This window comes from Gilvibacter sp. CC01, from assembly GCF_055755295.1.
Genome location: NZ_CM146909.1, coordinates 2,050,382 through 2,076,732, shown reverse-complemented (window position 1 = coordinate 2,076,732; position 26,351 = coordinate 2,050,382). Strand labels below are relative to the sequence as shown.

Sequence of the window (26,351 nt, the reverse complement as noted above, 5' to 3'; positions counted from 1 at the left end):
TTTCTATGAGATCCTTATACAATTTTTTAACGCACTTAGGCAGCCCAGTGCTGGGTGTCTTGGGTATGTTCAGCCCCAAGATGAAGGCCTTTGTGGACGGTAGAAAAGGACTTTTTAAAAAGCTGGAGCAACAAATGGCCGGAAAACAAAATGTGATCTGGATGCATTGTGCTTCTTTAGGAGAATACGAACAAGGGCTGCCAGTTCTAGAAAAATTGGCCACAAAGTACCCCAAAACCAATCTGGTAGTGAGTTTCTTTTCGCCTTCTGGTTATGAGATAAAACACAAATCAGCCAAAGCAGATGTGGTGACCTATTTGCCTCTTGACACCAAAGCCAATGCACAACGATTTTTAGACCTGGTCAATCCAAAGCTCGCCATATTCGTAAAGTACGAGGTCTGGCCAAATTTCTTTTTGGAATTGCAAGAGCGGCAAATTCCAAACCTAATGGTCTCTGCTTTGTTTAGAAAAGAGCAGGCATTTTTTAAACCTACAGGAAAGTTATTACTCAAAGCACTAAAAACGGTGGATTGGATCTTTGTGCAGAATAGATCGTCCTTACAGCTGTTAAACAGTCACGGATTTGAAAATACAAGCCAAAGTGGTGATACGCGTTTTGATCGAGTTTCGCATCAGATAGAGCAAGACAACAAATTGGACTTTATGGAGCAATTTTGCTCCGGTCAGACCACCTTAGTTATTGGCAGCAGTTGGCCAGAGGATGAAGCGGTATTTCTCGACTTTTTAAATTCCGAAGCTGCCAAGCAACTCAAAACAATAGTGGCGCCACACTCCATGAATCCCAAGGGTATTGAGCGTCTGGCAGCCGCTCTGGGGGATAAGGCCGTTCGCTTTACAGAGGCCGGAGGACAGGACTTGCAAAAAGCCAAAATTTTGATCTTAGACACTGTGGGTTACTTGACCAAGGTGTATTATTATGCAGACATTGCCTATGTTGGTGGAGCCATGGGAAATACAGGGCTTCACAATATTTTAGAGCCAGCAACTTTTGGCGTGCCAATTATAATTGGTAAGAATTTCGAAGATTTTCCAGAGGCAGTTAAACTATTGGATCTGGCTGGGCTATATGCTGTAGATTCGGCCGCAGGCTTTACCGAGATCATGACCAAAATGTTAGCAGATGAGAAGTTTCGATCTCAGACCGGAATGATCTGTGAACACTATATCAATAGCAACACAGGAGCAACAGCCAAGATCATGGATAAGATCCAGGAGCTATACGGTGATCGCCTGGTTTAAATAGCGTCTAAAGGGCAGCATCTCCTTGTAAATTGCGATCACTTCCTTATTGAAATTAGGACCTTCCAATTGTTTATGCTCAAGATTACAAGAGACCGCAAAGGCCTTTCGTTTGAGAAGTTCTATATGCGGATGCTCTTCTGAAAATCCCTTTGGAGGACGTGAAAGCGAATCTGCCGGAATTAGACCTCCAAAACGCTTTTTAAAACTCGGTTTGTTCAAGACTGCCTTAAAACGCTCTCCGTCGTAGTCAATGGCTTGTCGAATACTGCGGAGCGATTTCGGATCAGGATGCCAATATCCGCCACCAATAAAAACATCCTTGGTATTGATTTCTATATAGAAATCTCCTTGTTTGCTCAGTTGATCCAGACCAGCTCCGAAGTGATCCTTGTAAACCGGTCGGTTGGGATGAAACATTAAATTATTGTTGATCCGGTTGATGGCCTTTTTACCAGGCGTGTCAAAATAATCAGGGTCTATCTTAGCCAATTCCAGGTTCATCATATCGAGCCAATCGACATAAAAATCTCGCACCTCATGATAAGCCTTTCGGTGGGCATCCATCCAATCTTTGGAGTTATTCTTTTGCAAATTGCGCAAAAAAGCAATCATGGCCTTAAAGCCAGCTGAAGTGTCATTCATCGGCCTGAAGTCTGTTGATCTGCCCTTTGAGCTCATCCATAGAATGCTGTAATTGCTGCAACAGACTGTTGTTGCCGTCGGACTCCAAACCAAAGCTGATTTTGCTATTGACCAACCACAGTTCTTGAATGGATTGCACCGGAACATCAATGGGCAAATAAGCTGGATTCAAAGAAACCAAGCGCACTTTAGCAGGGTCTGGCAATTTTTCTAATTTCTTCACCAAGACAGAATCCTGCAACACCACTATATAGATCTTGTTGTTAGTCGCTTCTCCCAGATCACCCACGGACCTGCCCAGCACCCACTCATTTGGCCTAATGTTGGGCAACATACTGTCGCCTTCTACCTGAAACCCGCGATAGGTTGCATTGCGATACTCGGGCAAAGGAATTGAGAATGCAGGCAAACTCTGTACCCACTCCGGGTCTCCAACGTTCTGGGGATATCCAGCTGCCGCGCGCTGATTGACCAATAAGATATTTTCTTGGTCGGCATTGTCAACGGTGATCACTTTTGGCATGACCGAAACACCTTGAGGCGATAAATACTGAGAATGACTTTTGCCGTACAACCACAAAGGATTGATATTGAACTGTCTCAAGAGTTCCATGACCACTGCGCCCGAAAGTTTGGTTTTGGCTCTCTCTATGTCTGCTGTGGAGTTGCTTATGCCAAGCTTTTGAGCGAACTCCTGTTGCGTAAATCCCAAAGATTCGCGGACCTTCTTGAAACGAATTGCGGCTGTAGATAGTTGCTGTTGCATGCCTCAAGGTAAGGCTTTTTTTTGGAAATTTTCCAAGTAATGGGAATATCTCCTACTGGCACTAACCACACACTTTTAGCGAAATGACAAAAAGAAGGATGAAAATTGCAAAGAATCGACGAAATACACAGCATTTCTGCGTATTCGATAAATTGTTAGAAATTTGTTAAAGTGTTAAAAAAAATAGTAAATTTGGTTCTTTAATCACTAATCTAGATTTATCATGAAGAAGTTATTTTTAGGCGTATTTGTTGTGCTTATGACTGTTTCTTTTACTTCTTGTAGAGAAACTGAAAAGAAAGCTGAGGACGCAGTAGAAAATGCTGCTGACGCTGCAAGCGATGCTGCTGATGCTGCTGAAGGTGCTGCCTCAGACGCCATGGATGCTGCAGAAGATGCTGCTAGCGATGCTGCTGATGCTGTTGAAGGCGCTGTAGAAGACGCTAAAGATGCTGCAGAAGGTGCTATGGACGATGCTAAGGAAGCTGCCGATAAGGCTGTAGATGGAGCTAAAGATGCCGTTAAAGGTGCTGCAGACGCTGTAAAAGACGCTGTTGATGACGCTGGTTCTCTATAAGTAAAACCGACCATCAACACTAAAAAAAGAGGCCCTGCAATCGCAAGGCCTTTTTTTTATACATCTTCTTTAGAGTGTTTATACGAACCCTCTTCTACGAGCTTCTTCTATAAGCACTTCATCGTTGGCGGATTTAATATCGAACAATTCTTTAATGTGGTTCTTTCGCTTTTCTATCGCGCTTAAAGAAAGGTTGATATAATTGCTCAAGTTTTTAGTCTGCACTCCGCGAGATAGGTGGAACAAGATCTGCAGATTCTTTTGATCTAATGAAAAATCATTGCTGATCATTTTTCTAAAATGATTGTTTACCGTGGCGCTATAATAGGTACGTCCGTCTGCAACTTCTTCGAAAGCGCGACTGAGCTCACTCGAGGTCAAGTCACTCTTGATCAGAAATCCTTCTGGATTAATATTCTGCAATATGTTGTGGATACGTCCATCTTCGTTGTGCATGGTTAGAATGATCACTCTGGATTTTGGATGCAGCTGTCTCAGTAAAATAGCAACATCAACTCCAGAGGTGAGCTTTCCGTCTTTAGAAGGTGGTAATTTTATATCGATCAGTGCTACGTCATAAGGCTTTTCATTGCGGTTCATTTTGATGGCCTTAGCGGCATCATCGCAGTTGGAAACCACATCGATCATCAAGGTGTACTGCTCGTTAAAATTGTCGTAGAGTGTGTTGCGATATCCTTCTATAATGATCGGATGATCATCTACCATCAACACGTTTAATTTTGTCTTCATATGGGATCAAGTATAGGGAGTGATCTTATGTTTTCTTCTATTCGCCTTTCTAACTAATTTCTACGCTTATTGTTGCTTTTACAATATACCAAAAATTAGCCAATGAGAGATTTACTTGTTTCCCGTAAAAACAGCACGTTTAAGATGTAAAAAAGGAGCGCTGAGGCCCCTTTTTGTTGTTGAATTTCAATAGTATAGCTTAGTTGTTTCCTCCAGACAACCAACGGTATAAAAGTCCGCCGAAAATGGCTCCAGCGATAGGAAATACAATAAAGACCCAAAGTTGAGCGAGTGCCCAACCTCCAACAAAGATCGCCTGACTCAAACTTCGAGCAGGATTCACCGAAGTATTGGTTACTGGGATACTTATCAAATGGATCAAAGTCAGGGCCAGACCAATGGCAAGACCGGCAAATTTCGAAGCCGCATTCTTATGCGTAGCCCCCATGATGACAACCAGAAATACTAGTGTCAATACAAATTCGGTTAGAATACCTGATTCCATGGAATAACCTCCAGGAGAATGCGCCCCGTAACCATTGGCAGCAAAACCACCAATTTCAGAGCCGTTACCGGTAACAATGACATAAAGAACAGCCGCAGCAATGATACCGCCTATACATTGTGAAACTACATAAGGAACAACCTCTTTTCCGGAGAAACGTCCACCTACCCAAAGACCAATAGTTACTGCAGGATTCAAATGAGCTCCAGAGATATGTCCTATGGCATAGGCCATGGTGACTACGGTAAGTCCGAATGCCAATGCTACACCCATAAATCCGATCCCAACGTTCTCAACGCCTGCCGCAAGCATGGCAGATCCACAACCGCCAAAGACCAACCAAAAGGTTCCAATGGCTTCTGCAACGAATTTTTTCATAATAATTCAGTATTAGTTAGAGAACCTAAGTACATGATTATTAAGGACAAAGAATTCTTGAGACTGTAAAAAGGAATTCGAAAAAGATAAATGACCAATATATTCGACCAATGGATAGGTCGTGGCTTAGACTGCGAAATCTACAGTGATCTGGGTACCCTTGCCTTCCTCACTCTTGATCTTCAGATTACCTTCGATCTGTTTTACACGGGACTTGATGTTCTTTAGACCTATCCCACGTTTAACCTTGTGAATATTCATACCCACACCATCGTCTTCAATAATAAGACGAACCCCATTGACCAATTGCGCAAATTGGACAGAGACCTCATCTGCTTTAGCGTGCTTCATGATGTTCTGAAGCGCCTCTTGAATGATGCGATACAGGTGGACTTTTTTGTCGTTGGTCATTCTTTCCCAATCGATCTTATGATCACTGGTCAGATCAAAATCTATATTGTGAATACTACATTGGTCACGTAGTAGTTTTTCGATCGCGTCCACATACATAACCTCACTGTTAAAGGTATTGGCGTTTAGCTCATGCGATATGGAGCGGATCTCGCTTTCAATATTTTTGATCTCTTGTATATAAGACTGTCGAACTCCTACTGACTTGGAATCCACTTTGGCGTTAAGGCTATCCAAACTCAATCGAGCACCAAAGAGCTTGCTCAATATTCCGTCATGGAGTTCTTCTGATATGCGTTGTTTCTCTATCTGGCGCCCCTCTTCTAACTTTACCTTTTGAGACAACATCAAACTGTAGATCTCTTCGTTAGCCTTCTGTTGATCTGCTTGGTAAAGCAACTCCTTCTGATTGGCTCTACGTTGAATAATGATATACCCCAATAAGGCAAAGGCAATAAGACTCAGCAATACCAATTGCAATTGTTTATTGGCCTGAACAACACGGTTTTTCTCATCTTCCAGAATATCGGTCTGAAAACGCAGTCGGGCAAATCTATCTTGAAAGGAACGCTCTGCCTTTTGCAAACTGTCATTTATGGCTATAAACCTGTTGTTGTAGGCCAATGCCACAGCAGGCTCCGAATTTTTCGCGAGCAACTGCAAAGATTCTTGCTCCCCGCGCTGGTATCCGATCTCACGTGCCAAAGCCAAGGCCTCCTTGGCATAATCATGACTCTTTGCTATGGAATCCATCATTAAATGGTATTCACTCAAACGCAGGTAACTTTGCACCTTCCCAGATTTATCTGAAATACTGTCTCGCAATCGCAATGGGATCATAAAAGCTTCCGGATAGCCCTCCTTTTTTCCACCCTGCAACTCCGCATAGGCCTTATTATCTAAGAGCTTGGCATAAGTAATGGGCCGCTGATGATACAGACTGTCATTTTCAAGACCACTATCGAACATGGCTATCGCCTCTTCATATTGCCCCATATTGGTGTAAACAATTCCCAAATTATTCAAGGAACTCGCCTCCAAAGCAGTATTATCGATCTCTCTTCTGTACTCCAAAGCCTTGTTGTGGTATTCTATAGCGAGGTCGTATTTCTCAGTATCCTTGGCAATGATCCCCAAATTGTTATAGGCAGAAGCAATGCTGCGCTCCTCTCCTACGGTACCTTCTAAGAATTCCAAGGCACGAACCGTACTGCGTTCGCTACCTATGTAGTCTTTTTGGTTCTTTTGAATGATTGCCAGATTCAATATAGATTTCCCCGCGTTTAAGAAGTCTCCGGAGAGTCTATAGAAGCGTTCCGCATAGTAAAATTTATTGGCAGCACTGTCTATTTGATCTTGTCTTAAATAATAATGACCCAGATACCAATGGGCCTTGGCAATACCCAAAGTGTCGCTGCCGGCCACAGCTATGTCTTGTAAGTGCTCTGCAGACATGCGGGCCAATTCTTCGTTGCGATAGCGCAAACTATTTCTGGCAATCGAATCTAGCACCAATTTCTTAACCGAATCGTTCTGGATCAGACCGTGAAGACGAAAAGCGCGCAACAATTGCGACTTTAAAACAGTACGAGGTTGATCTCCTACAGCAATTTCATCAATGATTGCCATTACAGAATCTTGGACCGTGCTTGGGACCTCAGCTCCAGAAGGGCCTTCGTGCTTGCAGGAAACTACAAAATAGCAAACCATACACATCACAAGGATCTGTATGGTTCTTATATAGTCTTTGATTCGATTTGGGTATAGCGGTGCCATTTCGACACCCAATATAACCGATTATGCCTTTTGATTCAAACCAAAAAACACAAAACTGTTATTTCTTAGGTGCCCAGCTGCAAACTAAGCTGCAAACCCACTGTTTCAATGCGGGAAAAACCGCAATGATATAGTAGAATTTATCCGCGACCGTCTACGTCCACGTAGTCATCATCGTCGTCGGTCTGGGCGCTTCTCCCGTCAACATCGACATAGTCGTCGTCATCGTCAGTATTAGCACTGCGACCATCTACGTCTACATAGTCGTCATCGTCGTCTGTTGCTGCGCTCTTTCCATCTACATCTACGTAATCATCGTCATCATCAGTAGCGCGTTGATCCGTATCGCTATTGGCGAAGTCCTCTGTAGCCTCAAGCTCAGATAGACTTACACTAAAATTAGCTTCCAATGCTTCTTCTACCGGCTCTGCTTCACAAGCAAAGAACAAGAAACCTAGGGCGCAAATGGGGAACAATAGTTTTAAGCGATTCATCTTTGTCTAGTTTTTAGTTAAACGTTGTTACTAATCATTATTGTAAGGCAGCCGTAATCTTATATCGGTAAAGATTGCAGCCCCAAAAATCTTTATAAGCCTTCTGCAAGGCAGAAGACAAAAAAGTACTGTTCCTCAGCTTTTTAATGCAAAGCCAGGACAGACTAAATAGTTAATATGTCAAGTGTGAGGTTGGTTGCTTTAAAGAAACTTCTTACAGTATCTCCTGCAATATTCGACACATAGCTATGCGTAGTTTCCTACAAAGATAAATAAATTTTTAACTTTTGTACGAAATTTATTACGGTTTTTCTGTAAACGGCCATTTATTCGCCCTCTTTGTAGGAGTTCACATTGTCAAATATTGGCACTAACTTAGACCGATTAATGAACCGCCACAAGCGGTTATTAGCACTATTTATAAATTCCACTCACTAGCTATATGAACCTCAATCAAGTAACCGTACCCAGCATAAATATGGAAGCCAGTGTCGCTTTCTACCAGCATTTGGGCCTTAAAATTATTGTCAATGCTGCTCCTCGTTACGTTCGCTTTGAATGTCCACAGGGAGACGCCACTTTTTCCATACACCAAATTGATAAATTGGGAGTTGGCGAAGCTCCTGTGATCTATTTTGAAACCCAGCAGCTCGACGCAGAAGTTCAACGTCTGCAAGAACTGGGTATAAGCTTTGAACTTTTACCTACAGACCAAAGCTGGGGTTGGCGAGAAGCACGTCTTACCGATCCTGCCGGAAACAAGATCATCCTTTTTTGGGGAGGAGCGTATCGCAAGAATCCGCCGTGGCGGGTAAATTGAAAACAAGCTGCTTCGGTAAGCATACTTTAGTTGGCAAGTAAACAACATCTAGAAATTCCCTTCAACACTTAAGCCGTTCGTTTCAAGCCAAGATCTTGTGGCATGATCTGAACAATACGCCTGTCTCTAACATTCATAATAAAACGTCCGTCATGTGGCCTAAGACCTTCTTCTAAAATTGTATCCTTAAGCCCAGCCAGAGCTTCTAGTACTTGGTCTAAAGCGTACTGTTCAATTCCCGTAACAACTGCAATCACAGGCAAATTAAAGTTCCCTATTAAATAACGAACTCCAGCTCTAAGCGCGTAGGCCTCTGACTTATTTCTATTAATCTTTACCATTGAAATACTCTTGCAATACCGCTGCAATTGACGCAGCAGTCGTAATGATGGTTTGCTATTATCACTCTAGACCATACATACCTCCATGATCTCACAGTCTCTGTACTTTTTTAAAAATTCCTCACTAGCCAAATACAACTCCCGCCCACAGCAATTGATTACTATTCCTAGCTCTTTCATCCTCTGCAGATTTACAATTATTGATATTATGATAAACTATACCTTAAACCTACATCTAACTACCGAAAGCGAACGAAAAATTCGTTGGAATGCGCTTAAGTGTATTTGAATTGATGCTATGAGGGGTTGGATTTGGGCGCTCCCCTGAAGTAGAAACTTCGCTTCGCTTCGTTTCACTTCAGGGTCGGGCTGTTCGCAGTACACGGTACTTCGCTTCCATCCCTAGCGCGGGGTGAGGGCGGGAATTACTCGCTTCGCTCGTGAGTCTCGCAATGACCAGTTGAAAAATGAAAACCCCAGCGCTGTGCGCTGATGGTTTTTTGTTTTTCCCACGCGCTCAAGCGAGCTTGGCGCGTGTTTAAAACAAAAAACCCCGACTCATTCGAGTCGGGGTTTTCCCTTATTAGTACAGAAGGCGGGACTTGAACCCGCACGGGCATTACTGCCCATTGGATTTTAAGTCCAACGTGTCTACCAATTCCACCACTTCTGCAACTTGGACTTAAATGGCAGTTAGCCATTTTGAGCGAAAAACGGGATTCGAACCCGCGACCTCCACCTTGGCAAGGTGGCGCTCTACCAACTGAGCTATTTTCGCATGTTTAAAAGAACGTGCTCTTTGTTGTAAGAGCGGAGGCAAATTTAAAACTTTTATGAGAAAACAAAAGTATTTTTTTGAGAATATTCTAGCTATTTCTTGAGGCGTTCTGCACGATTACGGCTAAGAAGACGTTTGATCTCATTGAGTTTCATAAGAGCCTCTACCGGAGTTAAGGTATCAATGTCTAGCTCTAGAATCTCATCTCTTATTTCTTCTAGTAAAGGATCGTCCAAGCGAATAAAACTGAGTTGCAGCTCTTCTTCTGCAACCTGACTCATCTTATCGTTCAGTTGCTCAGACGAATGCGAGGTCTCCAATCGCTTTAAGATCTTGTTGGACCTTCTTATTACCGTATCGGGCATCCCAGCCATCTTGGCCACATGAATCCCAAAACTGTGATGAGAACCTCCAGGGACCAATTTGCGCAAGAACAATACATTATCCGAAGTCTCCTTAACAGACACATTGTAATTCTTAATACGCTCAAAGCGATCGGTCATCTCATTGAGCTCGTGGTAGTGGGTTGCAAAAAGCGTCTTAGGTCTGGCCGGATGCTCGTGCAAGTATTCGCTTATGGCCCAAGCGATAGAGATTCCATCATAAGTACTAGTACCACGACCAATCTCATCCAAGAGTACTAAAGAACGTTCTGAAATATTGTTGAGAATACTCGCCGTTTCATTCATCTCTACCATAAAGGTAGATTCTCCCATAGAGATATTGTCGCTGGCCCCTACTCGAGTAAAAATCTTATCCACGACACCTAAATCTGCCGAAGCGGCAGGGACAAAGCATCCCATTTGCGCCATCAGCGAGATCAATGCAGTTTGCCTTAAAATAGCAGACTTACCACTCATATTAGGCCCAGTGATCATGATTAGCTGTTGTTGCCCACGGTCTAAAAAGACATCGTTAGCAACATAAGGCGTATCTGGCGGGAGTTGTTTTTCGATCACCGGATGACGGCCATCTTTGATATTGATCTCAAAACCGTCGTTCATTTGTGGGCGGATATATTTGGCGGTAATTGCCAAATGTGCAAAACTACACAGACAATCAATTGCGGCCACAGCCTGGGCATTTTCCTGTAGCTTGCCCAAATACGGCATGATAGCTTGTAAAAGCTCCTGATACAAGTTAGATTCTAAAATGGCGATCTGCACCTCTGCGCCTTGTATCTTCTGCTCGTATTCTTTGAGTTCTTCGGTAATATAGCGCTCTGAATTAACCAGCGTCTGCTTGCGGATCCAATGTTCCGGCACTTTGTCTTTATGCGTATTTCGCACCTCAATATAGTAGCCAAATACGTTGTTAGAAGCGATCTTGAGCGAGCTGATTCCCGTTTGTTCCGCCTCTCTGGCAACCATTTGATCCAAATAGGCGATACCGCCTCCGGCTATTTCGCGCAATTCGTCCAATTCGGCATTAAAGCCAGCAGCGATCACTTTTCCTTTAGAAAGCAAAATTGGTGCTTCTTCGTCTAAGGTAGCCTTGATCTGTTCCCTTAGTGTATCACAAGGATCTAATTTTTCTAGTAGGTCATTGAAAATATCTCCAGATCCATCTTGCACCGCTTGAATTAGAGGAACCAGGGCTTCAAGAGAATTTTTTAGCGTCACTACTTCCCGAGGATTCACTTTAGCCGTAGCAACTTTAGAGGCCAAGCGCTCCAGATCTCTGATATAAGCCAGTTGTCCTCTAAGGCGTTCCAAAGCTTCCGGATTTGACACCCAATGTGCTACCTGATCGTGTCTGCTATTAATCGCATTAAGGTCTTTCAACGGTAATGCAAGCCATCGTTGCATCATACGACCTCCCATAGGAGATTGGGTATGATCTAGAATATCCAATAAGGTTACAGCCTCGGAGCTAGAACGGTGATACAACTCTAAGTTACGAATGGTGAATTGGTCCATCCACAAATACTTATCTGCAGCGATCCTTGAAATATTCGTAATATGCTCTAAACGCGAATGCTGTGTCTCTTGCAAATAATGCATAATGGCTCCTGCAGCGATCTGCGCCTGCTCCATTTGCTCCACACCAAATCCTTTTAAGTTTAGTGTATTGAAATGTTGGGTAAGCTTTTCCTTGGCGTATTCGGGTTGAAAGACCCAATCTTCTAAATAAAATACATTAAGAGCTGCAGAAAAATGGTCTTTGAACCAAGTGCGTTTTTGCTTGGAGAACAAAACCTCAGCCGGACTAAAGTTTTGCAAAAGCTTTTGAATATAGATCAAGCTGCCTTCTGCTACCAAAAACTCTCCGGTAGAAATATCTAAAAAGGCCACCCCTAATTCTTTCTTAGACGGATAAATAGCCGCTAAGAAATTGTTCTTCTTAGCTTGTAGAATATCGTCATTAATAGCAACACCTGGAGTAACAAGTTCAGTAACACCTCGCTTTACTATGGTCTTGGTTTGCTTCGGATCTTCCAGTTGATCGCAAATGGCCACGCGGCAACCAGCAGTGACCAACTTGGGCAAATAGGTGTTAAGCGCGTGGTGTGGAAACCCAGCCAATTCGGTCTTGTCTCCGCCGTTGTTTCTGGCCGTAAGCGTTATGTTGAGAATCTTTGCGGCACGCACGGCGTCTTGTCCAAAGGTCTCATAAAAATCTCCAACTCGAAAAAGCAAGAGCGCATCAGGGTGCTTGGCCTTGATGGCATTGTATTGCTTCATTAAAGGAGTGACTTTTGTGGCCATAAATAGGGTTGAAAAGCTAAAGTAGAAAAACTGCGATTTTTAGAGAAGATCGAGCCCTTAGAGTTATTCCCTTTTATTAACAATAGGCTACCTTTGCAATCGCATGAGTGACTTTAGAAAACTTCGCAATAGCGAACTGGATCGTTTGGAGGTTGCAGCGTTTAAATCCGCAGCAAAAACACCACTAATAGTTGTGCTGGATAACATCCGCAGTCTAAACAATGTAGGGAGTGTCTTTAGAACCTCAGACGCCTTTAGGATAGAAAAGATCTACCTCTGTGGAATCACTGCCACTCCTCCGCATAAAGACATTCAAAAAACAGCTTTAGGAGCTACAGATAGCGTAGCTTGGGAGTACGCTGAAGACTGTGCAGAGTTGATCAAAAAGCTCAAAGCCGAAGGCGTTGTCAGCTTTGCTGTTGAGCAAACAGAAAATTCCATAAGCTTAAGTGAATTCACCCCACAAAAAACACCACTAGCAGTTGTTTTTGGCAACGAAGTAAAAGGCGTGCAGCAAAGTGTTATAGACTGCTGTGACGGGGTGATAGAAATTCCGCAGATCGGCACCAAACACTCCCTGAACATCGCTGTTAGCGCAGGCGTGGTTCTTTGGGATATCTTCCAGAAATTAAACGGCTAATTAGCTGACTATTGCCCTTAAGACCTTTAGGTAATCGGCCCGATTGGCAACAAAATCCAAGTCCGATACATCCACAACCTTTACGGTACCTTCCGGAAAGGATTTTATATACTCCTGATACCCTTTATTGAGTTTTTCCAGATAGTCAGGCTGAATGTCAGATTCGTAAGAGCGGCCTCTTTTCTTGATATTGGCCAGTAGGCTTTCTGTAGTTTGATAGAGATAGACATAGAGATCCGGGCGAGCGATCTCCTTGTACATCAAGTGGAATAGCTTTTTATAAAGCGCATACTCCTCTTGCTGCAGCGTAACTTTAGCAAAGATCAAGGACTTGTAAAGGTCATAGTCGGCCACAATGAATTCCTTAAACAGATCGTATTGCGAAATATCGTCTAGCAATTGCTGATAGCGATCGGCCAAGAAAGACATCTCTAAAGGAAAGGCATAACGATTCTGATCCTTATAGAACTTTGGCAGAAACGGATTGTCCTTAAAGCGTTCCAAAACCAATTTTGCGTTAAAATCTTCGGAGATCAAAGTTGCCAAACTGGTTTTACCCGCGCCAATATTACCTTCAATGGCTAAATATTTGAACTGATCCAAATGCAGATTCTTCTTGGGATTGCGCAGCCATTTAGATTGCTTGCTCAGCACAGAGGAATCCTGACAAGACTCCAACAACTCTCCCACGGTTTTACCCAGTTTGGGATGCTTCCAATCTGCAGCAATGTCATGCATGGGTTGTAATACAAATCGCCTGTCTTGCATGGCCGGATGTGGCACTTGCAACTTTTTGGTGTCGATACACTCATCCTCCACAGCAATCACATCAATATCGATAGTTCGAGAAGTGTATCCAGCATCTTTTGATCGTTCTCTACCTAAGCTTTTTTCTATCCGAAGTACCTCACTTATGAGTTTACCATTAGGCAGATCAGACTCCATCCGCAGAACGCAATTCAAAAACTCCGGCCCTTCGAAACCCAAGGCGGGACAACTGTAAACAGCAGAGATTTTTCGCACATCACCAATAGTCTCAAAAAGTGCATCTACCGCCGCCTGCAACTGCTCGAATCGGTTGCCTTGATTACTGCCAAGTGCGAGGTATATGGTACGTTTTGGTTTGATAAATATTGGCTTTTAGGTAGCAGCGAAAATACGTAAACTAAGCTAAATTCTGTAAAGGTGTTCTATTAAAATCGTAACTTAGCTAGGTGAGCAAATCGATTCCAAAAAACGGGGCCTTGGCAGATCGCATCTACCTGATTCTTGCGGCCCTATTCATAACTTCATTGGTAGTTTCAAACCTGATTTTTCAGAAGTTTGTGGCTATTGATTTTTTTGGACTTTACACTTTCGAGATCTCCGTAGGCGTACTGCCCTACCCGATCACTTTTTTGATCACGGATATTGTCAGTGAGGTCTACGGTAAAAAGAAGGCTAATCAAATGGTGACCACGGGAATCTTTGCATCTTTCTTCTCCCTGGGAATTGTCATGGCAGCAAACCATTTCAATGCTATCCCGACCAGCCCACTGGACAATGAGATATTTACCTTGGTCTTTGGAGCAACAGCGGTAGCCGTATTTGCCTCCATGATGGCCTATTTATTGGCACAATACATAGACATCCACATTTTCCATTGGTGGAAAAAGATCACCAAAGGCAAGCACCTTTGGTTGCGCAACAACTTCTCTACCTTCACTTCGCAATTTGTAGACACCTTTACCGTGCTTTTTCTGCTGTGTAGTTTTGGTAAAATCCCTTGGGAAATCTTTAGCAGTCTACTGATCAGCGGTTTCCTTTTTAAGATCTTGGTTGCGTTATTAGACACCCCGCTACTCTATGCTGGCGTTTATTATTTAAGACGCCTTTTTGGACTGCAAGGCAGCGAAGAACTCGAATAATTAACTAAACATTGTAAGGTGCTATCTGTCATGACTACTAAAGAGTCATGTTTATGATCTATCTGATAATCGGTGTTTTCTTAGCGGCTTTAGGCGGAGCTTTTCCGGGAGCCTCCAATATTGCAGTTGTCAGTGCCGCTGCTTCAGGCAAGCCTTTGCAAGGGCAACAAATCGCCTTCGGAGCCGGCTTGGGTGAGATCACCTTGGCATTGCTGGCCATTAGCTACAGTATGTTAGTTACAGATTTCTTGCAGATGCATGTCTGGGTAAAAGTGATCTTTGTAGTAGCATTTCTTTTGGCAGGGACACTTTTTATTATCAAGAACAGATTACCAAAGCTAAAGACCAGACAGGCACAGCCAGACAAGCCGATCAAGCGACTGCTTCAAGGATATCTCTTGGCGGCGGTGAATCCACCCGTTTTATTATTCTGGTTGGTTGCCATAGCTATAGTAAATAACAATTATGTGACCTTGTCTGCTATGCTCAAAAGCAGCTACCTCTTGTTCTTTTTCTTCGGAGTTTTTCTGGGAAAGGTAGGCATACTCATGATCTACGGATCTACAGGTAAGCGCTTGGCCGAAAAACAGCTCAATTCAACTAAACAAGTATGCATGCACACAGCGATAGGAATTACCTTGATCGGTATTGCGGTAGTTCAAGCCCTAAAACTGTGGGTTATCTAAAACGCTGGGATTCGGTGTCGTAATCTTCGTAGAAGTCTTCGAAAGTCTTGTCGGTCGAATAGTCGTCGGTAAGTACACGGTAAACCATCAGCACCACAAAAACTTGTCCAAGCACACTTAAGTAAAATACCCAGTTAAAAGGAAGGTCCATCGTTACCATTACCGTTAGGGTAACCAATAAAAGGGTGGTGATGTACACCAAGGACATGGCAGATATCTTTAGTTTCTTCATAGCCTTACAAATTTAAGGCTTGTTCTGTCCTTGGAATACTAAAAAGCTGTTAAAGAAATACTTAAGCCGGAATCCCAACCTCTAAAGCCACAAAAAGCCCTTCGTTAGAGCGAACATTGAATACTGTCTGATCTTCAAAGATCAAATACTGCCCCTTAATGCCTACTAATTTGCCTGTATATGCGCCTTCTTTTACCAAGTTGAGACTGTTGGGTTTCTCCGGATATTGCTGCACCGGGAAATCTAAATGCGTTTCGCTCTGTCTGTCCAAGACATAGTCTTTAGCCTCCTCGGGCACAAGTGGTAATAACTTCTCACGCCAAGCAACCAAGTCTTCGTCTTGAATGTCATTTTTTAGCATGGCACGCCAATTGGTCTTATCGCTCACCTGATCCTTTAAAGCAACTTCGGTTATTCCGGCCAAATAACGATTGGGAACCTCCACTATGGCAATTGCCTCATGAGCACCCTGATCTATCCAACGGGTTGGCACCTGGCTTTTCCGGGTGACCCCAACCTTCACCGAACTGGAGTTTGCCAAATAGACAATATGCGGCTGCAGTTGCATTTTCTTCTCGTAGGCCAGATCGCGGTCTTCTTGGTCTAAATGTGCTTTACTCAGTTCCGGACGGATGATCCAATCTGCAGCTTGAGGCACATCGTAAAAACAGTCATGACAATACCCTTGACGAAAGATCTTTTTGTCCAATCCGCAGTTAAGACACTCAAACTTGAGGAATTGCAAACTGAGGGTCTTACCCAATAATTGGTTCACATTGATAAAGTCCGACTCGAAATCCAAATAATACTGGACGGGCTGGCCGTTTTGGGTCTTCATTTTTGTCAGTACTCCGCTATAGGTCATATGTCTAAAATTCCTATTTTTATCGTCTAAAGATAGCGCAAATAAATGCCAATACCCATTGTAAATTCTATTGCCTCATGGTTTTTAAAAAAGCGGTTCCATCAGATAGAACTCTTTTTAAAATACCCAGATGAAGTGCAACGTGAACTACTGAGTAATTTGCTGGCTAAAGCAAAGCATACCGAGCTTGGCAAGCGCTATGGTTTTGAGGATATTAAAGACTACGAAACCTTTGCAGCCCGTGTGCCCATTAGCAGCTATGAGGATTATCAAGATCTGATAGAGCGCTCCAGACAGGGCGAACCCAACATATTTTGGCCAACTCCTATCAAGTGGTTTGCCAAATCCAGCGGAACCACTTCGAGCAAAAGCAAATTCATACCTGTTAGCAATGAATCTTTGGAGGATTGTCATTATGCGGCAAGCAAAGATCTGCTCTGTATGTATTTGAACAACAATCCGGACTCTCAGCTTTTTGTTGGGAAGAGTTTGCGCTTAGGAGGTAGCAAGGAGCTATACAAGAGCAACGGCACAGCCTTTGGCGATCTGTCTGCAATTCTGATAGACAATATGCCATTTTGGGCTGAATTTAGCTCCACCCCGAGCAGTGAAGTATCACTCATGGCAGATTGGGAAACCAAAATGCAAGCCATAGTTAATGAGACTATACAGGAAAACGTAACAAGTTTGGCGGGAGTACCGTCTTGGATGCTTGTGTTGCTCAATGAGGTTTTAACTTCTACAGGAGAAGACAATCTCTTTAATATTTGGCCGAATTTAGAGGTGTACTTTCACGGCGGAGTGAGCTTTGAGCCTTATGTAGATCAGTACAAGCAGATTCTTCCAAGGGATCAGTTCAAGTACTACGAGATCTATAACGCCTCAGAGGGATTCTTTGCCATTCAAGACAAGAACGATAGTAAGGATCTGCTGCTCATGCTTGACTACGGGATCTTTTACGAGTTTATCCCGATGGACACTTACGGCACGGCCGAAGAGCGTGTTATACCGCTAGATCAGGTGGAGGTTGACAAGAATTACGCCATTGTGATCACGACCAATGGTGGCCTGTGGCGCTATAAAATAGGAGATACGGTTAGGTTCACCTCGGTTAGACCTTACCACATTCGCGTAAGTGGACGCACCAAGCATCATATCAATGTATTCGGAGAGGAACTCATAATAGAAAATGCAGAAATCGCTCTAAAGAAAGTTGCGCAAGAGACCCAATGCGAGATCGTAGATTACACAGCCGCACCAATTTTTATGAAAGGCAAAGATAAGGGTGCACACGAATGGCTTATTGAATTTAAGACCCCTCCGCAGAATCAAAAAGAGTTTACGCAACTACTGGATAAATATTTGCAAGAGGTCAATTCCGATTACGAAGCTAAGCGCTACAACAACACGACCTTGAATTTGCCCACGGTTCACTTTGGACGTGAAAAGGTATTCTACGATTGGCTAAAAGCAAAGGACAAGCTCGGCGGACAGCACAAAGTACCTCGCTTGGCAAATACCCGCGATTACTTAGAGGAATTATTAAAGCTGAATGCTTAAGAAACGGCCTTGAGTTTCTTTATGGTCGACTTGTTGAGTTTCTTCTCAGCGTACTCTTTAGTGACATGAAGTTGGCGATCTTCAGTACCTGGCATCTCGAACATAGCATCGGTAAGAACGGCTTCACAAAGCGAACGCAATCCGCGTGCTCCTAATTTATACTCGATAGCTTTGTCCACCACGTAATCTAGTGCCTCTTCGGTGATCACAAAGTCAATATCGTCCATCTCAAAGAGTTTCTTGTATTGCTTTACGATCGCGTTCTTAGGCTCGGTAAGAATTGCTCTTAAAGTTCCCTTGTCAAGCGGGTCCATATGAGTGAGTACAGGCAAGCGCCCAATGATCTCAGGAATCAATCCGAAGTCTTTTAGATCCTTAGGAATGATATATTTGAGCAAGTTATCGCGCTCAAAGGCATCGTCTGATTTAGAAGCGCTAAATCCAACGGCTTGCATGTTCAAACGCTTGGTAATAGCGCGTTCTATCCCATCAAAAGCTCCACCGGCAATAAATAGGATATTCTCTGTATTTACTTCGATGAACTTCTGATCCGGGTGTTTACGCCCTCCTTTAGGTGGTACGTTGACAGTGGTCCCCTCTAAGAGCTTTAACAAAGCCTGCTGTACGCCTTCTCCAGAGACATCTCTGGTAATTGAAGGGTTATCACTCTTACGGGCGATCTTATCGATCTCATCTATGAAAACGATCCCATTTTGGGCCTTTTCCACATTGTAATCTGCAGCCTGAAGCAAACGGGTCAAAATGCTTTCCACATCTTCCCCTACATAACCTGCCTCTGTAAGTACTGTAGCATCTACAATGGCCAGCGGCACGTTAAGCATACGCGCCACAGTTTTGGCCATTAAAGTCTTACCGGTACCGGTTTGCCCGACTATGATAATATTGCTTTTCTGAATTTCGATGTCGTCATCAGAAGGCGGTTGCAACAATCTTTTGTAGTGATTGTATACTGCAACAGACATCACCTTTTTGGTGTGCTCTTGCCCAATGATGTACTCGTCCAAAAACTCCTTGATGGCTTTCGGCTTTTTAAGCATCAGTTCCTTAGAAAGCTCCGCATTGCTGCTGTGAGTAGCTTCTTCTACAACTATGCCATGTGCCTGTTCAATACAGCGGTCACAAATATGTGCATCTAAACCTGCAATAAGCAAATTGGTCTCTGGCTTTTTACGCCCGCAAAACGAACATTCTAATTCTTCTTTCGCCATCTTCTTGGGTATTCGAGTAAAGCATTAACGGCTATTAGCCTCGGGTTAGTATTTCGTCGATCATCCCGTATTCTTTGGCTTTGTCTGCCTTCATCCAGTAATCACGATCTGAATCTTGGTAGATCTTGTCATAGGTCTGGCCAGAATGCTTGGCAATGATTCGATATAATTCTTCTTTTAAGATCAAGATCTCTCGGGCAGTGATCTCAATATCACTTGCCTGTCCTTGAGCGCCTCCTAAAGGTTGGTGGATCATCACGCGAGAGTGCGTTAGACCACTGCGTTTCCCCTCGGCACCAGCACACAACAGTACAGCTCCCATAGAAGCTGCCATTCCGGTACAGATAGTAGCTACATCAGGCTTAATGAATTGCATGGTGTCATAAATACCTAAACCGGCATATACGCTTCCTCCTGGTGAGTTTATGTAGATCTGGATGTCTTTGGTAGAGTCTGTACTCTCCAAAAACAACAATTGCGCCTGAATGATATTGGCTACTTGATCATTGATCCCAGTACCTAGAAAGATAATGCGATCCATCATCAAACGCGAGAATACGTCGAAGATCGCAATGTTCATTTGACGCTCTTCGATGATATTTGGTGTTAGACCAACAGGATACATGCTACTTACGATCTTATCGTAATAGGTAGAACTGATCCCTTGGTCCTTTATAGCAAAGTTTTTAAATTCTTTTCCGTAATCCATTGAAATACTAGATTAATTAGGTGTTTTTTAATTGACAAAAAAGGCGTGAATCCTCTCGGATTCGACGCCTAAAGATAATTAAAATAAGCCGGTTTAACTGTAGGCCTCTTTCACGAAGGCGTCATAAGTGACTTCTTTGGTCTTCAGTTTGGCATTTTCCTTAAAGAAATCAAGCATCTTTTGCCCGTTCAACTGCTCTTGCAAGCGTTGTACTTCTTCTTGGTTGCTCATTATTCTGGCAGTGATTCCGTCTAACTCTTCTTGAGAAGGATTCATTTGCCCAAACTGTGCCATTTGTGCCTTGATCATGTTCTGTGCATAATCCTTAAGCTCGTCAAAGGTCACCTGTAAATTGTGCTCTGCACGAAGTTTGCCTTCAATAAGTTGATAACGCAAGCCTTTTTCGGTACGCTCGTATTCTGCGTTGGCCTCCTCTTCTGAAAGTTCTTGCTCTCCTGCAACGCGCAACCAACGCTTTAAGAAACCGTCTGGCAGATCGAACTTGGTGTTGTCTATTAAGGTTTCTACTACATCGTTAAGAAGCTTCTGATCTGCTTGTTGAGCAAACTGACGCTCTGCATCTTCTTTGATCTTTTCGCGCAATTCTGCTTCTGATTTCACAACGTCTTTTCCAAAAAGCTTGTCAAACAACTCCTGATTCATTTCAGCGAGCTCGCGAGTGTTGATCTCGTCGATGGTAAATTCTACCTCAACATCCAAGCCGTGTGCATCGTCGTGAGATACTCCAAAGACGTGTTGGTTTTGGTGATCGTCCTTAAACATGGACTTGGTCTTCAACTTAACCGTTTCACCTGCTTTTGCTCCTAATAATGCTTTCTGCTGACGCTTTCCGTCAACGCGATCCAGAGATAAGGTGGTCTTGTTGTCGATACCTGCTTCTTCGTTCTTGAAAGTTCCGGTAATCTCCGCACTTTCTACAACTTCTGCTTGGCTAATGAGTTTTCCGTATTGCTTGCGGATGCTGGTTACTTGATTGTCGATCATTTCGTCATCGGCAACGATCTTGTAGTGGGTCACCGCTTTCTTAGGCTTTAGATCCACCTCGAACTTTGGAGCAAGACCTAGTTCGAATTCAAAATTGAAATCGTCTCCATCCCAATTTATGTCGGTCTCGTTCTTAGGCAGTGGGTTACCCAATACCTCTAATTTCTCCTCAGTCAAATATTTGTGCAAGGAGTCTTGCAACAGCTTATTCACCTCGTCAACCAAAACGGCCTTCCCGTATTGGCGCTTTACCATTCCCATTGGCACATGTCCTTTGCGGAAACCAGGAATGTTGGCGTTCTTTCTGTAGTTGTTTAAAATGGTGTCTACCTTCTCTGCGTAGTCCTTTTTTTCGATCGCCACAGTTACTACGGCGTTCAAATCATCAATATCGGTTCTGCTGATGTTCATAATGTGTTTTTCTCTGAAAATCGGAGGGCAAAAGTACGACTTTTTTAAGCCATCAGCAAGGGAACCAAAACTTGATTATCAGGAGGTTGGTTTTTCTTCTTTGACCAAGGAATTGACAAAGGCTTGTAAGCAGGATAGAAGGACGCTGAACAGTACGGCCCACCAGAATCCATCCACTCTAAATCCGTCTAAAAGCTCACTGGCTAAAAGCACGATAATCGCATTGATCACAAAGAGGAACAATCCTAAGGTTAAAATGGTCAAGGGCAAAGTGAAGAGGATGAGCAAGGGTTTGACCACTAAGCGCAAGATAGCCAAGACCACTGCAACTATGATAGCGCCCCAATAACCCGACACAGCAACACCCGGAAGCACATTGGCCAAGATAAGTACAGCTCCGGCCGTAAGGGCTATTTTGATAAGTGTATTCATTTCATAAAAAAAAAGCGTTACCCTAAGATAACGCTTTTTTCTATGTTTTAGCTACGAACCTAGTCGTTGCTCAAGGTTACCGTTCCAAAGGTTCCTATATCCACATTTGGAATATTGGCTCCGTACTTGGAATTGATAGCATCGATAATCAGATTTGCTGTGTAAGCATATCCACGAGGCGTTGGGTGAACTCCATCTAAAGAGAAAGCTCCACCAGTAACAAACTCGTTGGTCAACATTACACCGTCGCTCATCACACCACCGTTAGCAACTTGGGCCAAAGCAGATCTAGCGTCTACAAAAGCGATGTCGTTAGCCGCAGCGATGTTTTGAATAGCAGCGTTATATGCAGCTCCTGCAGCAGCTACACGAGCTTGCTCAGTAGCAGTAAGAACAAATTGGTTTGCCAATGGAACAGACACTCCATTGATCGCTGTAGGATCGTCACCTACTTGAGTACCCAATACGCTAGCAGCAGGAAGAACGATAAGGTCGTTGGCGTTAGCCTGACGCAATTGTCCTAATAGCGCTGCAACATCCGGAGGTAAATTCGCAGGAGGCCCTTGTAAGATTGTAGTAACGTCAGTAAGATCAGTATCTACAATGATAGGCGCGTTTCCTAGTCCTTCTGAGAAAGATACGGTACGCATCGCAGCCTCTTCCGCAGTAATAACTCCGAAGCTAACCAAACCAGGCAATACAAGGTCGTTGTAAAGCGCAAAGTTAGCATTCAAAGCCTCTGCAGTAGCAGCATCAAGAGGAATAGAATTTACAGGCACTGTTGTAAAATAAGGAATAGATGTTACGTCTGGGATATTCAAAACAACACCACCAGATCCACCAGCTGCAAGTGCTTCAACTTCTTGACTGAATACAGAAGCAAATACGTTAGGGTCTGTGATATCGTTTGGTCCGTAAGTAGACGGATCTAGGTTTCCGGTCTGATCAACTCCAGAACCTCCACTAGTAGCGTAAGAAAGGATATCGTTGTTTCCAATCCAAAGGCTAAAGAAAGATGGATTCAAAGAGGTTGCATCTCCAATTACAGTAGCAGAACCGCTAGTAGCGATACGCGCGTAATACGGGTTCGCAGTTCCAGTAAGTACTCCGTTAACATCACCGTATCCAGGTGCTACTAAGTGGAAACTCTTAGCTCCAGGAATACCCATATTGTTGAATGGACTTGCTAGACCGTTAGCCACATCGGTGGTTGGCATACCACTCAAACGAGCAGGACCAGGATTTCCGTTAGCATCTACAGCCAACACAAAGCGGTTCTCAGCGATCTGGTTACCGCTTAATAACAAGCCACCTAAGTTGTCATCAACTAAAGGCTGGGTGAATGCCCCACCACCTGCAAGTGCAAATTGGTTGGCAAGAATGTTAGGATAAGAGTTCTCTTGTCCTGTGATATATAATGCACCGTCAGCGTATCCGGCTGTTAGGGAGTTACCCACGGCAACAAAACTAGACATATTGGCCTCTCCTGTGGTGTAGAAGCCTTCGTCAGTGATCGGTTCGTCAAAATCAACTTCACAACTCGCAAAGAAAGCTGCAGAAGCGACAAATAAATATTTAATATATGTTTTCATATGCTTATCAGATTAAGTTGTGATTACAGTCTGTAGGAGATTCCCAAACCTGGAATGAATGAGCTCGACTTGTAAGTTCCTCCAAAAGGTACGGCTACCCCATTCTCAAAGTAGAAATCGTAAGAAGCGTCAACTTCTTTGAATCGTAAGTAAAGGAATGAAGCATCGATCTGGAAACGGTCGCTTAGGTTGAAAGTCAAACCAGCAGTATATCCGTTAGAATCGTTACGCGGAGTTTCTGGAGCGAAGAACCCGTCTTGCACCGGAGACTCATCAAAGTAGTATCCTGCACGCAAGGTAAACTTAGAAGTAGCCTCATATTGTAACCCGAAACGGTAAATAGAAGCGTTCTTGTAGTTTCTTCTGTTAAAGGAATCAGGGATGTTCGGATCTGCAAAGTCGATATCCAAGGAGTTGTATACATCCCAGAAAGCACGGTTGAAATCGAAAGCGAACAACCATTTCTCACAGAACTCATACGAGAATCCAACTGTCAATTCCGCAGGAAGAGGAAGTGAAGCATCAAAGGTTGTATCAGCAAAAGGAGTCAAAGGTGAATTCGGTACATTCTCGAAATCGGCCTCACCACCTTCTGCGTCCAAAATAATCTCTGAACGGTAGTTGAATCCAATCTTGATCTTGTCTGTTGGTGTAAACATTGCACCAATAGTATAACCCCAGGCATTTACCCCAGAAGCATCAACAGTAACATTAGTTCTGTTACCATCAAGATCAGTTAAAGTACGGTTCAAGTTTCGGTTAAAGTTTACAGAACCGCTCACGTAGATAGGTCCACCACCGATACTCAACTCGTCGAATAATTTAACAGATACTGTAGGCTGTACAAAGATAGCAGCCAACTCAATATTGTTAACCAAGTGCGATCCGGCCCAGTCTGTCGGGTACTCAACAGAACTTCCGTAAGGCGTGTACACTCCTAATCCAAAAGCTAGCCAGTCGGTTGCCTTATAAGAAGCATACAAATAGAAAGGGGTTCCAACAGGACTGTCAGTCTCTGAAGTGTAACCAAATTCTGAATTTTGGAATTTAACGTCGGAGAACACACCGCTCACCCCAGCAGAGATGTTGAGTTTGTTTTCCAGGTAGACCATACCGGCAGGGTTAAAAAACACCAATTCGGCACTGTTCACGACTGCCACACCCGTGTGTCCCATAGCCAGAGATTTCTGCCCCTGTAGACTCACTCGGTATCCACCTGCATAAGTCACCGCCGCAGTCAACGCAAAAACAGCGAAAATGAGTAATTTTTTCATAAAAAGGGATTAAAAATTAGTTTGTAGTATTAGTTCAATTACAAAGGTAGTTCTTTTTAAGTACTACCTATTTATTATGCATACATAATAAATGTTGTGCAATGTTATAAAAAATCTATAACATTTTGGTAAAATTCCCTAGGATTTTCGGCATGTAGCCAATGGCCGGCCTCGCCAACTTCCACCACTTGTGCCTCTGGAAAATGACGTTTGATCAAAATTTCATCCATAGGAAGGATATAATCAGATCGCGCACCTTTTAAAAACAAAGTTGGACCCGTGTAATGCGCATCAGCAGCTAAAGGCTTGCCTACCTCTTCTATATTTTCAGCTAGTACCGGCAAGTTCATGCGCAATCCGAGGATTCCTTTCTCTTTCCAATACAAGTTCTTTAATAAAAACTGTCTTACCCCAGCATCCGGCACCTCAGTAGCCAAAAGTTCGTCTGCTTGCGATCTGCTGTCCAATTGGGCATCCCATAGCAAGCCCAGACCTTTCAATATGGCTTGATGGTGCTGCGGATAGCTTTTAGGCGCGATATCGGCAACAATGAGTTTTAAAACTCGCTGTGGATAGTTGACAGCAAATTCCATAACCGTCTTCCCGCCCATAGAATGTCCGATCAAATTCGCTTTTTCCAAGCCGTGATGATCCATATAGGCCAACAGGTCTGCGGCCATTAATTCGTAAGAGAATCCACTAGCGTGAAAACTACGCCCATGATTGCGCTGATCTACCAAATGGACCTGAAAACCATCTGCTTCAAATCTATTGGCCAAGGTTTTCCAGTTATCACCCATGCCTAAAAACCCGTGCAAGATCACTAAAGGTTGACCTTCTCCAAGAATACGTGAGTGCAAAACGCTCATTACTTCAACTTATTAATATACATATTCACCACATTCTCCAAGCCCAGATAAAGCGACTCAGAGATCAAAGCGTGCCCTATGGATACCTCGTCCAAGTTTGGAACCTGCTGGGCAAAAAAGGCGATGTTATCTAACGACAGGTCATGACCGGCATTTACACCCAAACCGAGCTCATGTGCCAATTGAGCACAAGCCGTATAAGGCTTTACCGCTTCTTTATTTCCGGCGGCATAACCGCTGGCGTAGGCTTCTGTGTAGAGCTCTATCCGATCTGTCCCGACCAAAGCAGCTCCTTCTATCATGGCTGGAACCGGATCTACAAAGATCGAGGTCCGCATGCCTTTAGCCTTGAATTGTGCAATGATCTCGCTTAAAAAGTCCTTGTGTTTTTGGGTATCCCAACCGGCATTGGAGGTCAATACATCTTCTGCATCCGGCACCAAAGTGACCTGTTCTGGCACAACTTCATTGACCAGATCGACAAAACTCCCAACAGGATTACCTTCTATATTGAACTCAGTATGAACCACTGCCTTTAGGTCTCGCGCATCCTGATAGCGAATATGACGCTCGTCCGGTCTTGGATGGATGGTGATTCCGTGAGCGCCGAAATCTTGGATATCGGCAGCTACTTTTAGCAGATTGGGTACGTTTCCTCCTCTGGCATTGCGCAGGGTGGCAATTTTATTGATATTTACGCTTAATCGCGTCATGGCTTAGTATTTGATT

General features: G+C 43.5%; 26 protein-coding genes and 2 tRNA genes. 7 read left to right on the top strand and 21 right to left on the bottom strand.

The genetic code is table 11. The features are described from left to right. Positions 1 to 5: 5 nt before the first annotated feature. The gene (locus AC0J2F_RS09740) at positions 6 to 1,262 is read left to right on the top strand and encodes a 3-deoxy-D-manno-octulosonic acid transferase (RefSeq protein ID WP_473007482.1); all 1,257 of its coding nucleotides are present in this window, start codon (positions 6 to 8) and stop codon (positions 1,260 to 1,262) included. On the opposite strand, the gene AC0J2F_RS09735 is transcribed toward AC0J2F_RS09740, so the two are convergent. Together AC0J2F_RS09735 and AC0J2F_RS09730 are read right to left on the bottom strand one after the other, a co-directional pair. Further along, positions 1,239 to 1,907 carry a DUF2461 domain-containing protein gene (locus AC0J2F_RS09735; protein WP_473007481.1) on the bottom strand — a complete coding sequence of 223 codons (669 nt, stop codon included), beginning with the start codon at positions 1,905 to 1,907 and terminating at the stop codon, positions 1,239 to 1,241. The genes AC0J2F_RS09740 and AC0J2F_RS09735 overlap by 24 nt on opposite strands. Continuing rightward, entirely contained in the window at positions 1,900 to 2,673 is a 774-nt protein-coding gene (locus AC0J2F_RS09730) for an XRE family transcriptional regulator (RefSeq protein WP_473007480.1), read from the bottom strand. The genes AC0J2F_RS09735 and AC0J2F_RS09730 overlap by 8 nt, the downstream gene beginning before the upstream one ends. A gap of 223 nt (positions 2,674 to 2,896) precedes the next feature. Here AC0J2F_RS09730 and AC0J2F_RS09725 point away from each other — a divergent pair, with 223 nt between their 5' ends. Next, positions 2,897 to 3,250: a hypothetical protein gene (locus AC0J2F_RS09725; protein WP_473007479.1), complete on the top strand. Its 354-nt coding sequence runs from the start codon at positions 2,897 to 2,899 to the stop codon at positions 3,248 to 3,250. 78 nt (positions 3,251 to 3,328) lie between these two features. Here AC0J2F_RS09725 and AC0J2F_RS09720 read toward each other — a convergent pair whose 3' ends face one another. The 4 genes from AC0J2F_RS09720 to AC0J2F_RS09705 form a co-directional block, all read right to left on the bottom strand. Then, positions 3,329 to 4,000: a response regulator gene (locus AC0J2F_RS09720; protein ID WP_473007478.1), complete on the bottom strand. Its 672-nt coding sequence runs from the start codon at positions 3,998 to 4,000 to the stop codon at positions 3,329 to 3,331. A gap of 199 nt (positions 4,001 to 4,199) precedes the next feature. Continuing rightward, on the bottom strand, positions 4,200 to 4,883 hold the full coding sequence (aqpZ, locus tag AC0J2F_RS09715) for an aquaporin Z (protein ID WP_473007477.1): 684 nt from the start codon (positions 4,881 to 4,883) through the stop codon (positions 4,200 to 4,202). A 126-nt stretch (positions 4,884 to 5,009) separates the two neighbouring features. Then, positions 5,010 to 7,070: a tetratricopeptide repeat-containing sensor histidine kinase gene (locus AC0J2F_RS09710; RefSeq protein WP_473007476.1), complete on the bottom strand. Its 2,061-nt coding sequence runs from the start codon at positions 7,068 to 7,070 to the stop codon at positions 5,010 to 5,012. Between the two features lie 140 nt (positions 7,071 to 7,210). Then, on the bottom strand, positions 7,211 to 7,564 hold the full coding sequence (locus tag AC0J2F_RS09705; protein ID WP_473007475.1) for a hypothetical protein: 354 nt from the start codon (positions 7,562 to 7,564) through the stop codon (positions 7,211 to 7,213). 442 nt (positions 7,565 to 8,006) lie between these two features. Between AC0J2F_RS09705 and AC0J2F_RS09700 the strand changes: the two genes are divergently transcribed. Next, on the top strand, positions 8,007 to 8,384 hold the full coding sequence (locus AC0J2F_RS09700; RefSeq protein ID WP_473007474.1) for a VOC family protein: 378 nt from the start codon (positions 8,007 to 8,009) through the stop codon (positions 8,382 to 8,384). Positions 8,385 to 8,452: 68 nt separating this feature from the next. Here AC0J2F_RS09700 and AC0J2F_RS09695 read toward each other — a convergent pair whose 3' ends face one another. The 4 genes from AC0J2F_RS09695 to mutS all read right to left on the bottom strand — a co-directional run bounded on the left by AC0J2F_RS09695 (position 8,453) and on the right by mutS (position 12,211). Then, positions 8,453 to 8,725, bottom strand: coding sequence for a hypothetical protein (locus tag AC0J2F_RS09695; RefSeq protein WP_473007473.1), 273 nt, complete (start codon positions 8,723 to 8,725; stop codon positions 8,453 to 8,455). Positions 8,726 to 9,312: 587 nt separating this feature from the next. Next, positions 9,313 to 9,398: transfer RNA gene (locus tag AC0J2F_RS09690), tRNA-Leu, on the bottom strand. Between the two features lie 32 nt (positions 9,399 to 9,430). After that, a tRNA-Gly gene (locus AC0J2F_RS09685) sits at positions 9,431 to 9,503 on the bottom strand. A gap of 92 nt (positions 9,504 to 9,595) precedes the next feature. Next, positions 9,596 to 12,211 carry a DNA mismatch repair protein MutS gene (mutS, locus tag AC0J2F_RS09680; RefSeq protein ID WP_473007472.1) on the bottom strand — a complete coding sequence of 872 codons (2,616 nt, stop codon included), beginning with the start codon at positions 12,209 to 12,211 and terminating at the stop codon, positions 9,596 to 9,598. Positions 12,212 to 12,314: 103 nt separating this feature from the next. On the opposite strand from mutS, the gene AC0J2F_RS09675 reads away from it, so the two are divergent. Continuing rightward, positions 12,315 to 12,851, top strand: coding sequence for an RNA methyltransferase (locus AC0J2F_RS09675; RefSeq protein WP_473007471.1), 537 nt, complete (start codon positions 12,315 to 12,317; stop codon positions 12,849 to 12,851). On the opposite strand, the gene folK is transcribed toward AC0J2F_RS09675, so the two are convergent. Beyond that, complete coding sequence (gene folK / locus AC0J2F_RS09670) at positions 12,852 to 13,961, bottom strand: 2-amino-4-hydroxy-6-hydroxymethyldihydropteridine diphosphokinase (protein WP_473009384.1); 1,110 nt, start codon at positions 13,959 to 13,961, stop codon at positions 12,852 to 12,854. 104 nt (positions 13,962 to 14,065) lie between these two features. Here folK and AC0J2F_RS09665 point away from each other — a divergent pair, with 104 nt between their 5' ends. Together AC0J2F_RS09665 and AC0J2F_RS09660 are read left to right on the top strand one after the other, a co-directional pair. After that, complete coding sequence (locus tag AC0J2F_RS09665) at positions 14,066 to 14,758, top strand: queuosine precursor transporter (RefSeq protein ID WP_473007470.1); 693 nt, start codon at positions 14,066 to 14,068, stop codon at positions 14,756 to 14,758. A gap of 53 nt (positions 14,759 to 14,811) precedes the next feature. Beyond that, a complete protein-coding gene (locus tag AC0J2F_RS09660; protein ID WP_473007469.1) occupies positions 14,812 to 15,444 on the top strand; it encodes a LysE family transporter in 633 nt (210 codons plus the stop codon). Here AC0J2F_RS09660 and AC0J2F_RS09655 read toward each other — a convergent pair. After that, positions 15,437 to 15,676 carry a hypothetical protein gene (locus AC0J2F_RS09655; RefSeq protein ID WP_473007468.1) on the bottom strand — a complete coding sequence of 80 codons (240 nt, stop codon included), beginning with the start codon at positions 15,674 to 15,676 and terminating at the stop codon, positions 15,437 to 15,439. The two genes, AC0J2F_RS09660 and AC0J2F_RS09655, sit on opposite strands and share 8 nt — an antisense overlap. A gap of 61 nt (positions 15,677 to 15,737) precedes the next feature. Continuing rightward, positions 15,738 to 16,541 (bottom strand): DUF2797 domain-containing protein, encoded by an 804-nt coding sequence (locus AC0J2F_RS09650; protein WP_374958254.1) that lies wholly within the window; start codon positions 16,539 to 16,541, stop codon positions 15,738 to 15,740. A 45-nt stretch (positions 16,542 to 16,586) separates the two neighbouring features. Here AC0J2F_RS09650 and AC0J2F_RS09645 point away from each other — a divergent pair, with 45 nt between their 5' ends. Further along, the gene (locus AC0J2F_RS09645) at positions 16,587 to 18,101 is read left to right on the top strand and encodes a GH3 auxin-responsive promoter family protein (protein ID WP_473007467.1); all 1,515 of its coding nucleotides are present in this window, start codon (positions 16,587 to 16,589) and stop codon (positions 18,099 to 18,101) included. Here AC0J2F_RS09645 and clpX read toward each other — a convergent pair. The 8 genes from clpX to AC0J2F_RS09605 all read right to left on the bottom strand — a co-directional run bounded on the left by clpX (position 18,098) and on the right by AC0J2F_RS09605 (position 26,335). Next, positions 18,098 to 19,330: an ATP-dependent Clp protease ATP-binding subunit ClpX gene (clpX, locus tag AC0J2F_RS09640; protein ID WP_087523376.1), complete on the bottom strand. Its 1,233-nt coding sequence runs from the start codon at positions 19,328 to 19,330 to the stop codon at positions 18,098 to 18,100. The two genes, AC0J2F_RS09645 and clpX, sit on opposite strands and share 4 nt — an antisense overlap. 34 nt (positions 19,331 to 19,364) lie before the next feature. Next, the gene (clpP, locus tag AC0J2F_RS09635) at positions 19,365 to 20,039 is read right to left on the bottom strand and encodes an ATP-dependent Clp endopeptidase proteolytic subunit ClpP (protein ID WP_473007466.1); all 675 of its coding nucleotides are present in this window, start codon (positions 20,037 to 20,039) and stop codon (positions 19,365 to 19,367) included. A 93-nt stretch (positions 20,040 to 20,132) separates the two neighbouring features. Next, positions 20,133 to 21,455, bottom strand: coding sequence for a trigger factor (gene tig / locus AC0J2F_RS09630; RefSeq protein ID WP_087523378.1), 1,323 nt, complete (start codon positions 21,453 to 21,455; stop codon positions 20,133 to 20,135). Positions 21,456 to 21,533: 78 nt separating this feature from the next. After that, positions 21,534 to 21,887, bottom strand: a complete 354-nt coding sequence (locus AC0J2F_RS09625) for a phage holin family protein (protein ID WP_087523379.1) — start codon at positions 21,885 to 21,887, stop codon at positions 21,534 to 21,536. Positions 21,888 to 21,946: 59 nt separating this feature from the next. After that, the gene (locus AC0J2F_RS09620) at positions 21,947 to 23,479 is read right to left on the bottom strand and encodes a G-D-S-L family lipolytic protein (RefSeq protein ID WP_473007465.1); all 1,533 of its coding nucleotides are present in this window, start codon (positions 23,477 to 23,479) and stop codon (positions 21,947 to 21,949) included. Between the two features lie 23 nt (positions 23,480 to 23,502). Further along, positions 23,503 to 24,753 carry an OmpP1/FadL family transporter gene (locus tag AC0J2F_RS09615; protein ID WP_473007464.1) on the bottom strand — a complete coding sequence of 417 codons (1,251 nt, stop codon included), beginning with the start codon at positions 24,751 to 24,753 and terminating at the stop codon, positions 23,503 to 23,505. A gap of 104 nt (positions 24,754 to 24,857) precedes the next feature. After that, positions 24,858 to 25,622, bottom strand: coding sequence for an alpha/beta fold hydrolase (locus tag AC0J2F_RS09610; RefSeq protein WP_473007463.1), 765 nt, complete (start codon positions 25,620 to 25,622; stop codon positions 24,858 to 24,860). Continuing rightward, complete coding sequence (locus AC0J2F_RS09605; protein ID WP_473007462.1) at positions 25,622 to 26,335, bottom strand: pyridoxine 5'-phosphate synthase; 714 nt, start codon at positions 26,333 to 26,335, stop codon at positions 25,622 to 25,624. Before AC0J2F_RS09605 ends, AC0J2F_RS09610 begins: the two co-directional genes overlap by 1 nt. Positions 26,336 to 26,351: the final 16 nt, after the last annotated feature.

What these genes read in the sequence shown, in the direction of transcription:
- AC0J2F_RS09610 (WP_473007463.1), bottom strand. Translation starts at nt 25,622, where the DNA reads ATGAGCGTTTTGCACTCACGTATTCTTGGAGAAGGTCAACCTTTAGTG.
- AC0J2F_RS09710 (WP_473007476.1), bottom strand. Translation starts at nt 7,070, where the DNA reads ATGGCACCGCTATACCCAAATCGAATCAAAGACTATATAAGAACCATA.
- mutS (WP_473007472.1), bottom strand. Translation starts at nt 12,211, where the DNA reads ATGGCCACAAAAGTCACTCCTTTAATGAAGCAATACAATGCCATCAAG.
- AC0J2F_RS09695 (WP_473007473.1), bottom strand. Translation starts at nt 8,725, where the DNA reads ATGGTAAAGATTAATAGAAATAAGTCAGAGGCCTACGCGCTTAGAGCT.
- aqpZ (WP_473007477.1), bottom strand. Translation starts at nt 4,883, where the DNA reads ATGAAAAAATTCGTTGCAGAAGCCATTGGAACCTTTTGGTTGGTCTTT.
- tig (WP_087523378.1), bottom strand. Translation starts at nt 21,455, where the DNA reads ATGAACATCAGCAGAACCGATATTGATGATTTGAACGCCGTAGTAACT.
- clpP (WP_473007466.1), bottom strand. Translation starts at nt 20,039, where the DNA reads ATGGATTACGGAAAAGAATTTAAAAACTTTGCTATAAAGGACCAAGGG.
- AC0J2F_RS09650 (WP_374958254.1), bottom strand. Translation starts at nt 16,541, where the DNA reads ATGACCTATAGCGGAGTACTGACAAAAATGAAGACCCAAAACGGCCAG.
- AC0J2F_RS09605 (WP_473007462.1), bottom strand. Translation starts at nt 26,335, where the DNA reads ATGACGCGATTAAGCGTAAATATCAATAAAATTGCCACCCTGCGCAAT.
- AC0J2F_RS09625 (WP_087523379.1), bottom strand. Translation starts at nt 21,887, where the DNA reads ATGAATACACTTATCAAAATAGCCCTTACGGCCGGAGCTGTACTTATC.
- AC0J2F_RS09725 (WP_473007479.1), top strand. Translation starts at nt 2,897, where the DNA reads ATGAAGAAGTTATTTTTAGGCGTATTTGTTGTGCTTATGACTGTTTCT.
- AC0J2F_RS09735 (WP_473007481.1), bottom strand. Translation starts at nt 1,907, where the DNA reads ATGAATGACACTTCAGCTGGCTTTAAGGCCATGATTGCTTTTTTGCGC.
- AC0J2F_RS09705 (WP_473007475.1), bottom strand. Translation starts at nt 7,564, where the DNA reads ATGAATCGCTTAAAACTATTGTTCCCCATTTGCGCCCTAGGTTTCTTG.
- clpX (WP_087523376.1), bottom strand. Translation starts at nt 19,330, where the DNA reads ATGGCGAAAGAAGAATTAGAATGTTCGTTTTGCGGGCGTAAAAAGCCA.
- AC0J2F_RS09700 (WP_473007474.1), top strand. Translation starts at nt 8,007, where the DNA reads ATGAACCTCAATCAAGTAACCGTACCCAGCATAAATATGGAAGCCAGT.
- AC0J2F_RS09660 (WP_473007469.1), top strand. Translation starts at nt 14,812, where the DNA reads ATGATCTATCTGATAATCGGTGTTTTCTTAGCGGCTTTAGGCGGAGCT.
- AC0J2F_RS09645 (WP_473007467.1), top strand. Translation starts at nt 16,587, where the DNA reads ATGCCAATACCCATTGTAAATTCTATTGCCTCATGGTTTTTAAAAAAG.
- AC0J2F_RS09675 (WP_473007471.1), top strand. Translation starts at nt 12,315, where the DNA reads ATGAGTGACTTTAGAAAACTTCGCAATAGCGAACTGGATCGTTTGGAG.
- AC0J2F_RS09655 (WP_473007468.1), bottom strand. Translation starts at nt 15,676, where the DNA reads ATGAAGAAACTAAAGATATCTGCCATGTCCTTGGTGTACATCACCACC.
- AC0J2F_RS09615 (WP_473007464.1), bottom strand. Translation starts at nt 24,753, where the DNA reads ATGAAAAAATTACTCATTTTCGCTGTTTTTGCGTTGACTGCGGCGGTG.
- AC0J2F_RS09620 (WP_473007465.1), bottom strand. Translation starts at nt 23,479, where the DNA reads ATGAAAACATATATTAAATATTTATTTGTCGCTTCTGCAGCTTTCTTT.
- AC0J2F_RS09720 (WP_473007478.1), bottom strand. Translation starts at nt 4,000, where the DNA reads ATGAAGACAAAATTAAACGTGTTGATGGTAGATGATCATCCGATCATT.
- AC0J2F_RS09730 (WP_473007480.1), bottom strand. Translation starts at nt 2,673, where the DNA reads ATGCAACAGCAACTATCTACAGCCGCAATTCGTTTCAAGAAGGTCCGC.
- AC0J2F_RS09740 (WP_473007482.1), top strand. Translation starts at nt 6, where the DNA reads ATGAGATCCTTATACAATTTTTTAACGCACTTAGGCAGCCCAGTGCTG.